This is a genomic window from Hydrogenophaga sp. (genome assembly GCF_014773545.1).
Taxonomy (GTDB): Bacteria; Pseudomonadota; Gammaproteobacteria; order Burkholderiales; family Burkholderiaceae_C; genus Hydrogenophaga.
This window is the reverse complement of record NZ_SDDV01000011.1, coordinates 20,034-32,324: the sequence shown is the minus strand read 5'-3', so window position 1 is coordinate 32,324 and position 12,291 is coordinate 20,034. Positions and strand designations below refer to the sequence as shown.

The following is a 12,291-nucleotide window of genomic DNA, read 5'->3' as shown; positions in this document are numbered from 1 at the left end:
TGTCTGCAAGATTTCTTTCCAGTTTTCCGAAACAGGTGAAAGATGATCTTTCGGTTGCAGGCCGTCGCCGGCATGCCGGACAAAAGACACGGACATCGGCATAGGGGGCAGCCATTATCGGCTGCGCCCCTGCCACACCACCGGGCATGCGGGTCCGCACCCGGCGGTTCGAGAGTTTGAGGTCATGAGAGTCGGGGCAGTCCCATCCGATCGAAGTAAGCGATTGTCAGCACGCTGTGGTCAGCTTGCGGGAGGACTTGCACCTGCGGGAGTGCGCCCATGCTGGGCGCACAAAAAAAAGCCGACCCGCGAGGGTCGGCTTTTGACTTTGCTGCGTCTCTGGGGGCGCTTGGCAAAGAGCTGTGCTTGGACTGGGTATGTCTCCTCGGTCCCTCGCGGTCGGCCTGCAAACGGGTGCGGGCTGCGAGTGGCGCAACTCTAAACGCTGGCGGCATCCTTAGGTATTGGGATTTTCCCTTGGTGTTCGGTCGGCGTCTTCAGAGTCGGTCTGGAGCGGGTTCATGGACGCTGTGGGCTCGTCGTCTGGCAGGCTGTAGTCGCCGCGCTGGTAGGCTGCCATGACCGCCCGGGCCTGTGCCAGGCAGCGCTCGGGCACCAGCACCCGCACGGGGACGGCACTGGCGAGCAGGCTATAGGTTTGCACCAGATGCGCATCGGCCAGCGCTGCCGGCACGCCGGCAGCTTGCAGGCAGCCGCGCAGCAAGCAGGCTTCGGTCGGGCTGAAAAAGCGGGCCAGCGTCTGCCAGTCGCCCAGCGCCGGGTCGTAGGGGCTGTTGCCTTCGTCCATGTGGGCTGGGCTCGCTCAATCGGTGGTCGGTAGGCTGAAGTCGGCACCCGGGACTATAACGACCGGAGGTGAGATAAACGAAAGGGGAGAGGCGCGATATTTGACGATTTCGGGGCTCGATGGCACTCGCCGGGATGGAGTGAAGGGAAAAATCATTTCGCGTCAGGAAATAGGCTGGTTCGGCCTGAAACTCATGATCAAGGTGGCGATGGACTCGGCGCTTGCGGCGCTTTTCACCAGCCTGACCTCACCGGTTGACCGCTCAACAATTGTGACGATGGTTCCCTGTTCGGGGCTCGCAAGGTTGACGTCCTTTTCTTTGAGGGCGAACACGTACCAGTGAAGGCTGGATCTGGACACCTTGATTCCTTGATTGTCGAGTTCCGTGCGATTATGTGCCCTGCCGCAGCTGGCCGTTGTTTCGGGCTTGGGGTGGGAGGCAAGGGTTCAGGTGCGCGCGCTATGGCTGAGGAAAAAGCGCAGCATCTCGGCTGAGGCGTTCGGGCCACCCGGGTCGGTGAAAGAGCCGGCCGGGTCGCCGCCCGACCAGGCGTGAGCGCCTTCGTGCAGCGTCCACGACTCGATTTGCACCTGACCCTGGGCGTCGAGGTAGCAGGTTCGGGTGTAGCTTTTCCCGTCGGCTGACTGACCCTGTTCGGTGCGCTCGCGCAGCGCAGGATGTCCCAAGCGGGCATTTTGCTGCGCGTGCGCGTGCTGCGCTTGAAAAACGATGCCAGCGCCATTGCTGGGGCGCACCGTGCGATCACGCCCGCCGTGAAACACAATGGTGGGCAGCGCCTGTGTGGCGGGGCGGCGCGGGTCGTCTGCCGTGCCTGGAAAATGCGGCCGGCCCAGCAGAGTGCGGCCTTTCATGGCCACCAATGCCGACGGGATGTCGTGCGCCGCCGCGTAGGGCAGGCCCGAATGGGCGCCGACGGCAGCAAACCAGTCGGGGTAGGTCTGGCCCAGAATCACCGCCATCGCCGCTCCTGCCGACAGGCCGGCCACAAAGATGCACTGGCGCTGCACCGGGTACTGGGTCGCCACTGCTTGCGTCAGCTCGGCCAGCAGCGCCGGCTCACCGCTCTGGCGCTGCTGATCCGAGGGGCGAAACCAGTTCCAGCAGCGCGAGGGGTTGGCGTGCGTCGACTGTTCGGGGTAGAGCACCAGCCAAGCGTGCTGCTCGGCCAGGCGGTTCATTTGCGTGCCAGTGGCAAATTCCTTGGCGGTCTGCTTGCAGCCGTGCAGCAGCACCAGCAGCGGCATCGCCTGGGCCGTCGCGCTGCGGGCCGCTGCGGGCAGATACAAGTGGTAGGCCAGCGAGCCGGCCGGGCTGCGGTGTTCAAGGCGGAGGAAGGATCCGCCGCCGGGTGCAGGTGCAGGTGCAGGTGCAGGTGCAGGTGCAGGTGCAGGTGCAGGTGCAGGTGCAGGTGCAGGTGCAGGTGCAGGTGCAGGTGCGCTCGGGCTGTCTTGGCGTGCCTGACCCAGCCCGAAGGCGCCCCATGCCTCGCGCAGGGCTTGGCGTGCAGCGTGCAGCCGCTCGGCTCTTAGCGCGGCCAGTGCACGTTCGATGCTTTTTTGGATGTTCATTGCTAGGCGAAGCGGGTCTGTGCTCATTCGTTGCGCGTGCGCAGCTCGTCGAGCTGGTCTTCGATCTCGGCACAGTCGTCGCTGCTCAAGGGCGACGCCGGCGCAGTCAAGTCAAGCGTATTCATGGAATGACTCGGTTGGGTTTTATGATGCGACCCAGTGTAGCCTTGCTGCACTTCAGAAAGACACCATGCTTGATCGGCTCGACGCCATTTACCCGGTGCGCTACACCGCTCTTGTCCTGTGCGTGCTGGCGGCTTTGCTGAGCCTGTTTGCCTGGATCGGCTTTGGCGTCGGAGGTTTTTTCTTTCTGCTGTTTGCCAGCCTGAGTGCGCTTGGCTTGTGGGATTTGCGCCAGAGCAAAAGTGCGTTGCGGCGCAATTACCCGGTGCTCGGCCACTTGCGCTACATGCTGGAGAAAATCCGGCCTGAAATTCGCCAGTATTTTCTGGAGGGCGACACCGACGAGGCGCCGTTTTCTCGCAGCCAGCGCAGCCTGGTTTACGCGCGCGCCAAGGGCGAGACCGACAAACGGCCGTTTGGCACCCAGCTCGACGTGACCGCCAACGGCTTCGAGTGGATCAACCACTCATTGCTGCCCAGCACCCTGGCCTCAAGCGACTTTCGCCTCACCATCGGCGGGCCGCTCTGTCGCCAACCCTATGACGCCAGCGTCTTCAACATTTCAGCCATGAGTTTTGGCGCGCTCTCGGCCCATGCCATCCAGGCGCTCAACGCTGGTGCTAGGCGCGGCGGTTTTGCGCACGACACCGGCGAGGGTTCGATCTCGGCTTGGCACCGGCTGCACGGTGGTGATTTGATCTGGGAAATCGGTTCTGGCTACTTCGGCTGCCGCGACGCTGCGGGCCGCTTCAACGAGGACAAGTTCAAGGCCAATGCGCTCGAACCCCAGGTCAAGATGATCGAGATCAAGCTCAGCCAGGGCGCCAAGCCGGGGCATGGCGGCGTGTTGCCGGCGGCCAAGGTCACGCCCGAGATCGCCGCTGCGCGCGGTGTGCGTATGGGGGTCGATTGTGTTTCGCCCGCTGCCCACAGCGCTTTTGCCACGCCGATGGAGTTGCTGCATTTCGTCGCCCGTCTGCGCGAACTCTCGGGCGGCAAACCGACCGGGTTCAAATTCTGCGTCGGCCACCCCTGGGAATGGTTTGCCATCGTCAAAGCGATGCTGGAGACCGGCATCACACCCGACTTCATCGTCGTTGACGGCAGCGAGGGCGGCACCGGAGCGGCGCCGCTGGAATTTACCGACCATGTCGGCGTCCCGCTGCAAGAAGGGCTGCGCCTGGTACACAACACCTTGGTGGGGGTGAATCTGCGCGACTGCATCAAGCTCGGTGCGGCCGGCAAGGTGGTCAGCGCGTTCGACCTGGCACGCGCCTTCGCCGTCGGCGCCGACTGGTGCAACAGCGCGCGTGGCTTCATGTTCGCACTGGGCTGCATTCAGGCCCAGACCTGCCACACCGGCGCCTGCCCGACCGGGGTGGCCACGCAAGACCCGCTGCGCCAGCAGGCGCTGGTGGTGTCCGACAAGTCCGAGCGCGTATTCAATTACCACCAGCAAACACTCAAAGCCTTGCAGGAGCTGGTGCAGGCCAGTGGCTTGCAGCACCCGTGTGAGATCAGTGCGCGGCACATCGTGCGCCGTGTGAACGAAAACGAGGTGCGTCTGCTGGCGCAATTGCTGCCCAGCGTCGCGCCGGGCGCCTTGCTCAGCGGCGCACAGGTGCAGCACCCGGTGTTCGATACCTACTGGGCGCTGGCGCGCGCGGATCGCTTTGGGCTGGCGTGAGAGCCGTGCGGCTGGATTCGTTGCAGCGCATTGAACCTGGTGCTGCGCGCTGCAGCTCGCAAAAGCGTTGTACCGGGGTCTGATGCTCGCATGGGCAACCCAGACCGTGGTCTGGTGGAAAATCTGCGGCGCTTCAACCGCGTTTGACATCCTCCCCCGCCTGATGGCAGGGGATCCTACGGCGCTACGCATGAGTTACCTCTTGCACAGGGTAACCGTTCGCTCAGCTCAAACGTTCGGCCCCATCGGAACGGGCGGAACTTGACATCTAGTCCATGTCGATCACCATCCTTGTGATGATCAACTCGCCCCGATTCGACCCTACATCCCCGTCCTCAGGCTCATTCCTCGTTGGAAACGCGCCCCGTTCAGGCTCACACCACGTTGGACAAGGCCCCCGGGGGGCGGCGGCGCGAGTCGATTATGATCACCTGCCGATTGGGCGTTGGGCGTGAATTTTGTGTCGCCCTAAGCCATTTGGCGCGTGACCGATTCAATTTCCGGCCTCGCACACGACCCATTTTCATTTTCATGGCACACGCATCCGATTCACACCCCCCCTCAGGCGGCTTGTCGTGGCTGGGCTGTGCCGCCTTTACCGCTGTGCCGGCGCTGGCTTTTGGTCTGGTGGTTTGGCTGCTGCTGACGCAGCCGCTGCCGCTGATCTGGCACCAGGAGTGGGTGCCCGCGCTCGGCGTTGACTGGTCGTTTCGCGTTGACGGTCTGTCGATGCTGATGCTGCTCATGATCACCGGCATCGGCACCGCGGTTTTTGTCTACGCCGGCGGCTATCTGGCGGGCCATCCGCAGCAAGTGCGGCTCTACGTGCTGCTGGTGCTCTTCATGCTGGCCATGATAGGCACCGTCACCGCCGACAACCTGATCGTGCTGTTCCTGTTCTGGGAGATGACCAGCCTGACCTCGTTCATGCTGGTCGGCTTCAACCACGAGCAGCCCAACAGCCGCAAGTCGGCGCAGCAAGCGCTGCTGGTCACCGGCGGCGGCGGCTTGTTCATGCTGGCCGGCTTCATCGTGCTCGGCCAGGCGATGGATAGCTGGTCGATGAGCGAAATCGTCGCCCGCTTGCCACATACCGCTGCCACGCCAGCCTTGACCGTCGCATTGCTGTTGATTCTGGTGGGCGCATTCACCAAGAGCGCCCAATTTCCGTTCCATTTCTGGCTGCCCAACGCCATGACGGCACCGACGCCGGTGTCGGCCTACCTGCACTCGGCCACCATGGTCAAGCTCGGCGTGTACCTGCTGGCGCGGCTGGACCCCGGTTTTGGCGAGTGGCCGCTGTGGCAGTGGCTGCTGCAAGGCGTGGGTTCGCTCACCGCCGCCTGGGGCATGGTGCTGGCGCTGCGCGAACGCGACTTGAAGCGCATTCTGGCCTGGTCCACCGTCGCCACGCTGGGCACGCTGGTGATGCTGGTCGGGCTGCGCGGCCAGGGTGCGGGGCTGGCGGTGGCCACCTTGCTGCTGGCGCACGCCTTGTACAAAGCGCCGCTGTTCTTCGTCGCCGGCAACATCGACCACGGCACCGGCACACGCGTGATCGACCGCCTGGGCAATCTGCGCCACGCCATGCCCTGGACCGCCGCCGCCGCCTTGCTGGCCGGTTTGTCCATGGCCGGGCTGCCGCTGTCTATGGGCTACATTGCCAAAGACATGATTCTGGCCGCCGAAGCGGCCGGCTACGCGCTGGTGTTCGTCAAAGCCGCCAACATCGTCTTCGGCGCCATCACGGTGGCGGTGGCCGGGGTGGCAGCGGTGCGCGTGTTCTGGCGCCACCCGGGCACCAACATCACGCCGCTGGACGCGCATGAGGGCGGTTTGTCCTTGTTTGGCCCGCCGCTGCTGCTGGCCTTGCTGGGCATCTTGCTCGGCATGTTCCCCTTCGTCGTCAATGACCTGGTGGCCCAGGTCTCGCACGTCATGTCACCGACCGCTCAAACGGCCGCCCTCGGTCTGGCGCTGAACCTGGGGCCGGCGCTGGCCTCGCTGGCGCTGGCGCTGGGCATCGGAGCGCTGATTTATTTTGCCTGGGACCCCTTGCACCGTCTGCTTGCGCGGCTCGACGTTCCGTTTGAGCGCTTTGGCATGGCCGCGCAGTACGAGCGCGCGCTCAAAGGCCTGGTGCGTTCGGCCGCCGCCAGCACGCGGCTGTTTCAGAACGGCAGCCTGCCCGACTATGGGCTGTGGGTCTGCGCCAGCGTCGGCCTGGCGCTGCTGGCGCTCTTGTTGAGCGGCCAGGGCCAATGGGTCTGGCCCGCGTGGGACACCCCGTCGCCCGGTTTTGTCGGCGCCTGCCTGGTGATCATGGCCGGCGCGCTGCTGGCTTGCTGGGTGCGCGACCGCCTGGTCTTGCTGCTGGTCACCGGACTGGTCGGCTTTGGCTGCGGCATGTTGTTCATCTTCGTTGGCGCCCCCGACGTCGCCTACACCCAGTTCGTGGTCGAGACCGTGCTGGTGATCGTGGTCGCTTCGGTGCTGCTCAAGCTCAAACGCCAGGGCCACGGAAAAAGCCTGCCCGAGCCGGGCGGGCGGCCGCAGGCGCTGGCGGCTGCGCTGTTGCTGGCCGGCGGCATCACCGCGCTGCTGCTGCTGGCCACCGGCGGCGTTTTCAATCCGGTGCTGACCGACTACTTTGCCGTCACCAGCGTCCCAGAGGCCCATGGGCGCAACGTCGTCAACGTGATTTTGGTCGATTTTCGCGCCCTCGACACCCTGGGCGAGATTGCGGTCGTGATGTTGTCTTTCCTGGCTGCCTGGCCGCTGTTACAGACATTGCGTGCGGCGCGCAACAACGCAGCCGCCGCCAAGGAGGGTGCATGATGCGCGCGCGACTGGTGATGCTGGAGGTGGTCGCCGGCCCCCTGTACGCGGTCATCCTGGCGGCCTCGGTTTGGGTGCTCCTGACCGGCCACAACGAACCCGGCGGCGGCTTCATTGGCGGCTTGCTGGCCGTCAGTGCTTCGGTGCTGTGGGCGGTCGCGCATGGCGGCGCCGCCGCCAGCCGGCGCTTGCTGCTGGGCGACCCGTTGCGCCTGACCGCCGCTGGCCTGGCGCTGGCCACCTTGTCGGGCCTGCCGGCGCTGTGGCATTCGTCCGCTTTCCTGACCCACTTCTGGGGCAGCCTGCCGCTGGGCTTTACCGACCTCAAGGTATCGACCGTGATGCTGTTCGATTTGGGTGTTTACCTGTGCGTCTGGGGCGCGCTGGCCGGCTATGCCATCGCCTTGCTCGGTCTCGACGACCTGGATGCCAGTCCGGCGCAGGAGGAAAAGCCATGATCTGGGTGCTGGCCTTGACGGTTTTTGTGAGTGTCGGCGCCGGGGTTTACCTGGTGCTCTCGCGCGACCTGTTCCGTTGCGTGCTCGGTCTGTCGGTGCTGGGCGCGGCCGCCAACCTGGTGCTGCTGGCTTCAGGCCGGCTGCAATCGGCCCACCCGGCGGTGGTGCCCATCGGACAGCAGGCTCTGGGTGAAGCCGCCAACGCCTTGCCGCAGGCGCTGGTCTTGACCGCCATCGTGATCGGGTTTGCTCTGCTTTGCTTTGCCCTGGTGCTGGCCTTGCGTCTGATTCAACTGTCCGGCTCGGACGACGCCGAGCAACTGCGCTACGCCGAACCGCTGCCCACCGACCCGCTCAAGCCGCCCGTAACCGAAGCGGCGCTCGATCCGCTGCACCCCGGTTTTGACACCGAAAGCCGTCGATGATCGCTGCGCCGCCCCCCCACCCGCTGTGCAACGCCCTGCGCGGCCCGGAGATTGCTGAATGAGCGCACTGGTAGCCGCCCCTGTGCTGATTCCGCTGGCGACGGTGCTGCTGACCACCTTCAGTCGCAACCAGCCTGGCTTGCAAAAAACCTTCAGCTTCGTCGGCGTGCTGGCGTTTCTCGCCTGCGCGCTGGTGCTGGTGCAGCAAGCGGGAGCCGGTGCCGACCTGCGCAGCGCTTTTGGCGACTGGCCGGCGCCCTTTGGCATCGAATTCCGCATCGACCGGCTGGGTGCCTCGCTGGTGCTCATCACCGCGCTGATGTGGCTGGCATCGCTGCTGTTTCTGCTCAGCGACGCCGACACCGGCAACCAGCACCCGCTGCTGCTGCCGCTGCTGCACGGACTGCTCGCTGGCGTGGCGGGTTCATTTGTCACCGCCGACCTGTTCAATCTCTACGTCTGGTTCGAGATCATGCTGATCTGCTCCTTGGGTTTGTTCGCCATGGGCGGACGGCTCGATCAGCTTGACGGCACCTTCAAGTACCTGGTGCTCAATATGCTGGGCACGCTGCTGCTGCTGATGGCGGTGGGCATGGTCTACGCGGCCACCGGCCACCTCAACTTTGACGCCCTGGCGCAGGCAGCGCCGGGCCTGACGCCAGCGCTTTTGACCCTGGTGCTTGGCACGCTGCTGATCGCCTTTTTGCTCAAGGCGGGCGCCTTTCCGCTCTTTGTCTGGTTGCCCGCGTCTTACCACACTTTGCCAGCTCCGGTGCTGGCTTTGTTTGCCGGTTTGCTGACCAAGGTCGGCGTCTACGCGGTGCTGCGCACCGCCGGCGATGTGTTTGCGCCGGCTCCTGAGCTGTTGATGGAGGCGCTGGGCTGGATTGCCGCTGCGACCATGCTGATTGGCGTGCTCGGCGCGGCCTACCACTGGGACATGCGGCGCATTCTGGCGTTTCACATCGTCAGCCAGATCGGCTATCTCTTGCTCGGCATTGCGCTGGCCAGCCAGGCCGGCAACGCCGCCACGCTGTTCTACACCATCCACATCATCCTGGCGAAGGCCAATCTGCTCTTGATCGCCGCGCTGATCTGGCGCTACAGCGGCAGCTACGATCTGCGCAAAATTGGCGGCTTGTACCTGGCGCATCCGGCGCTGGCGCTGCTGTTTGCGATCTCGGCGCTGTCGCTGGTCGGTATTCCGCCATTTTCTGGCTTTTGGGCCAAGCTGATGATCTTGCAGGAAGCGCTTGCACAGGGTCGCGTGGTCTGGGCCGTGGTCGCCCTGCTGGTCAGCGCCTTGACCCTGTATTCGATGATGAAGATCTGGCTCGAAGCGTTCTGGAAACCGCACCCCGACGCCAACTGGCGCCTGCCCAGCAAGACACGCCTGGCCCCAGCCTGGGTCGCTACGGTCGGTCTGGTTCTGGTTATCCTGTGGATCAGCCTGAACCCGCAGCCCTTGGCGGCCTATGCGCAAGCCGCGGCGCAAACCCTGGGAGCGCAATGAGATGATGAAAAAAGCAATCGCTTTCGTCGAGTTGCTGCTGCGTTTTTTGCTCGCCGTCGTGCTCTCGGGCATTCAGACCGTCAAAGTGATTTTGCGCAACAGCTTTGGCACCGGTCCATCTGCCGCCGGCGTGTTCGTGCGGCTGCGCTTTGCCCCCATGAACGAGCAGGGCGCGGCCATTCTGGGCTGCATGATCACGCTCACACCCGGCACCACGACGCTAGACATCGACATGGAGCACCACGAGTTGCTGCTGCACGTGCTCGACGGCAGCGACCTGCCCGGCATGATCGAAGGCATCGAACGCGACTTCGAGTCCAGTCTGGTGGTTTTGTTTGGAGTTCGCTCATGATTCAGGCCGCATCGGTGCTGATGGTGCTGGGCGCGCTGCTGGCGCTGGCGCTGGCCACTGTGCGCATCGTGCGCGGCCCGACCGACGCCGACCGCATCGTCGCACTGGATATTTTTCTGGCTGCCGGTGTGGCGCTCGCCGTGGCCGCCTCGCTGCTGACGGCGCGCACGGTGTTTCTGGACGTGGCGATCGGGCTGGCGCTGGTCGGCTTCGTCGGCACCGTTGGCTGGGCGCGCCTGGTCGAGCGTTCGGCAGCGGTCAAGCACACGGAGAAAAAACCATGAATGTGTTGGCTGCTGTCTTGATCGTGCTGGCTGCGCTGCTGCTGGTGATTGCCGCCTGGGGCGTGCACAAGCTGCCCGACGCGCTGGCGCGTCAGCACGCTGCCACCAAGGCCGGCACGCTGGCGTTGGCGGTGTTGTGCCTGGGTGCCATGCTGGCCATGGCCGACCCGCAATGGACGCGGCGCCTGCTGCTGATCATTGGCTTTTTGCTCTTCACGCTGCCGGTGGCATCGCACCTGCTGGCGCGCGCGGCGGTGCGCGAGTCGGCGGCGCACCAGCGCGCCATCGAGAGCGCGCCGCTGCTGAGCACACAGGCGGCGCAAGAGGCGGCGGAAAAAGCAGGCCGGCGCTGATTCGGTGCCGCCGCGCGTTCTCGGCGGTCGTCCGTTCAGTCCGCTGGCAGGTCGTAAAAGCGCACGATGTGTTGCCAGGCTGCTGCCGGGGTATCGACGTATTCGAACAGCTCCAGGTCTTCGGGCGATATCGCGCCTTCTTCCACCAGCACCTCGAGTTTGAGCAAACGCTTCCAGTAGTCCGAGCCAAACAGCACGATAGGCACCGGCTTGGCCTTTTGGCATTGCACCAGCGTGATGACCTCGAACAACTCGTCCAGCGTGCCAAAGCCGCCCGGAAACGCCACCAGCGCCTTGGCGCGCATCATGAAGTGCATTTTGCGCAACGCGAAGTAGTGGAACTTGAAGCTCAGCTCGGGCGAGATATAGGCGTTGCCGGCCTGCTCGTGCGGCAGCGCAATGTTCAGCCCGACGTTGAGCGCGCCCTCGTCGTGTGCGCCGCGGTTGGCCGCTTCCATGATGCCGGGGCCGCCGCCGGTGCAGATGAAGAGCTGGTCTTCCTTCGGGCAATGCGCGCTGTAGCGCGCCACGGTGCGGGCGAATTCGCGTGCCTGCTCGTAGTAGCGCGCGTTGTTGAGCAGCGCGCGCGCCTGCGCCAGCGCGCGCGCGTCGCCGCTGGCTTGGGCCTGCTCCAGCCGCTCCTGCGCGACGGCGCGCTCGCGAAAGCGCGCGCTGCCAAACACCACCACGGTGTTTTCAACCCCCAGCTCCTGTTGCGCCAGGTCGGGCTTGAGCATTTCGAGTTGCAAACGGATGCCGCGCGTCTCGCGCCGCAGCAAGAATTCCGGGTCGGCAAAGGCCAGTCGGTGCGCGTCGGCCTGCAAGGTCTTGCCGTTGTCGGCCTGGGCTTGCAGCTCGGCCCAGGCATCGGCCAGGCGCCGTTCACTCAAGTGATGGGCAGGATTCATTGGGACCTCACGCCAGGCGGGCTGGCAGCAGTTGCTTCAAGCGGGCATTCATGCATCTGTCGATCCGGTCCGGTGCCGTCTTGAGTTCCGCTCAGGACAGGCCCTTCGACCCCTTCGACAGGCTCAGGATGAACGGAGCTCAGGACAGACCCTTCGACAGGCTCAGGATGAACGGAGCTCAGGACAGACCCTTCGACAGGCTCAGGATGAACGGAGCTCAGGGCGAACGGTTGATTTGATGCTGTGGCGCGCCAGCGTCAATCAGACCCGGCGGCGGTACTCACCGGTGCGGGTGTCGATTTCGATCTTGTCGTCCTGCGCCACAAACAGCGGCACGGCGACTTCAAAGCCGGTGGCGATCTTGGCGGGCTTGAGCACCTTGCCCGAGGTATCGCCCTTGACGGCGGGTTCGGTCCAACTGACCAAGCGCTCGACGCTGGTAGGCAGTTCAACCGAGATGGCTTTGCCGTCGTAAAACACCACCTCGACCGCCATGCCGTCTTCCAAGTAGTTGAGTGCGTCGCCCATGTTCTCGGCCTCGACTTCGTACTGGTTGTAGTCGGCGTCCATGCAGACGTACATCGGGTCGGCAAAGTACGAGTAGGTGCACTCCTTTTTGTCCAGAATGATTTGCTCCATTTTGTCGTCGGCCTTGCAGACCACTTCGGTTGCCATGTTGTTGAGCAGGGCTTTGAGCTTGAGGCGCACCGTGGCAGCGCCGCGGCCGCCGCGGCTGTACTCGGTTTTCAAGACGATCATGGGATCTTTGCCGTGCATGATGACGTTGCCGGCGCGCAGTTCTTGAGCGATTTTCATAAAAATTCCAAGGGGGTTGGCCGCTTGTTGCTGGGGCGTTTGGAAGCGCGCCCGCAATCTGGGGGTGGTTGCGATCTGCGCGGCGATGCAGATGGCGGGCAGGCCGCGCTGCTGTATCCGCAGCAGCTTACTGCAA

13 protein-coding genes are annotated in these 12,291 nt (G+C 64.5%); 8 read left to right on the top strand and 5 right to left on the bottom strand.

The genetic code is table 11. From position 1 onward, the window contains the following. Nucleotides 1-457: 457 nt before the first annotated feature. From EST26_RS08685 to EST26_RS08675, 3 genes are all read right to left on the bottom strand, one after another. Nucleotides 458-808, bottom strand: coding sequence for a DUF2007 domain-containing protein (locus tag EST26_RS08685; protein ID WP_291067071.1), 351 nt, complete (start codon nt 806-808; stop codon nt 458-460). Between the two features lie 162 nt (nt 809-970). After that, nucleotides 971-1,168, bottom strand: coding sequence for a hypothetical protein (locus EST26_RS08680; RefSeq protein ID WP_291067069.1), 198 nt, complete (start codon nt 1,166-1,168; stop codon nt 971-973). 87 nt (nt 1,169-1,255) lie between these two features. Then, nucleotides 1,256-2,398 carry a PHB depolymerase family esterase gene (locus EST26_RS08675; protein WP_291067067.1) on the bottom strand — a complete coding sequence of 381 codons (1,143 nt, stop codon included), beginning with the start codon at nt 2,396-2,398 and terminating at the stop codon, nt 1,256-1,258. 190 nt (nt 2,399-2,588) lie between these two features. Between EST26_RS08675 and EST26_RS08670 the strand changes: the two genes are divergently transcribed. From EST26_RS08670 to mnhG, 8 genes are all read left to right on the top strand, one after another. Beyond that, a complete protein-coding gene (locus tag EST26_RS08670) occupies nt 2,589-4,208 on the top strand; it encodes an FMN-binding glutamate synthase family protein (RefSeq protein WP_291067065.1) in 1,620 nt (539 codons plus the stop codon). Between the two features lie 531 nt (nt 4,209-4,739). Then, on the top strand, nt 4,740-7,046 hold the full coding sequence (gene mbhE / locus EST26_RS08665) for a hydrogen gas-evolving membrane-bound hydrogenase subunit E (RefSeq protein WP_291067064.1): 2,307 nt from the start codon (nt 4,740-4,742) through the stop codon (nt 7,044-7,046). Then, nucleotides 7,043-7,504 carry an MnhB domain-containing protein gene (locus EST26_RS08660; protein WP_291067062.1) on the top strand — a complete coding sequence of 154 codons (462 nt, stop codon included), beginning with the start codon at nt 7,043-7,045 and terminating at the stop codon, nt 7,502-7,504. Before mbhE ends, EST26_RS08660 begins: the two co-directional genes overlap by 4 nt. Beyond that, nucleotides 7,501-7,929, top strand: a complete 429-nt coding sequence (locus tag EST26_RS08655) for an NADH-quinone oxidoreductase subunit K (protein WP_291067061.1) — start codon at nt 7,501-7,503, stop codon at nt 7,927-7,929. The genes EST26_RS08660 and EST26_RS08655 overlap by 4 nt, the downstream gene beginning before the upstream one ends. Before the next feature lie 58 nt (nt 7,930-7,987). Beyond that, the gene (locus EST26_RS08650) at nt 7,988-9,442 is read left to right on the top strand and encodes a proton-conducting transporter membrane subunit (RefSeq protein ID WP_291067059.1); all 1,455 of its coding nucleotides are present in this window, start codon (nt 7,988-7,990) and stop codon (nt 9,440-9,442) included. A gap of 4 nt (nt 9,443-9,446) precedes the next feature. Further along, complete coding sequence (locus EST26_RS08645; RefSeq protein ID WP_291067057.1) at nt 9,447-9,794, top strand: Na+/H+ antiporter subunit E; 348 nt, start codon at nt 9,447-9,449, stop codon at nt 9,792-9,794. Further along, the gene (locus EST26_RS08640) at nt 9,791-10,078 is read left to right on the top strand and encodes a monovalent cation/H+ antiporter complex subunit F (protein ID WP_291067055.1); all 288 of its coding nucleotides are present in this window, start codon (nt 9,791-9,793) and stop codon (nt 10,076-10,078) included. The genes EST26_RS08645 and EST26_RS08640 overlap by 4 nt, the downstream gene beginning before the upstream one ends. Next, nucleotides 10,075-10,431 carry a monovalent cation/H(+) antiporter subunit G gene (gene mnhG, locus EST26_RS08635; protein WP_291067053.1) on the top strand — a complete coding sequence of 119 codons (357 nt, stop codon included), beginning with the start codon at nt 10,075-10,077 and terminating at the stop codon, nt 10,429-10,431. Before EST26_RS08640 ends, mnhG begins: the two co-directional genes overlap by 4 nt. 35 nt (nt 10,432-10,466) lie before the next feature. On the opposite strand, the gene EST26_RS08630 is transcribed toward mnhG, so the two are convergent. Both EST26_RS08630 and efp read right to left on the bottom strand, forming a co-directional pair. Further along, nucleotides 10,467-11,339: a TIGR00730 family Rossman fold protein gene (locus EST26_RS08630; RefSeq protein ID WP_291067052.1), complete on the bottom strand. Its 873-nt coding sequence runs from the start codon at nt 11,337-11,339 to the stop codon at nt 10,467-10,469. 261 nt (nt 11,340-11,600) lie between these two features. After that, nucleotides 11,601-12,155, bottom strand: a complete 555-nt coding sequence (gene efp, locus EST26_RS08625) for an elongation factor P (RefSeq protein WP_291067051.1) — start codon at nt 12,153-12,155, stop codon at nt 11,601-11,603. Nucleotides 12,156-12,291: the final 136 nt, after the last annotated feature.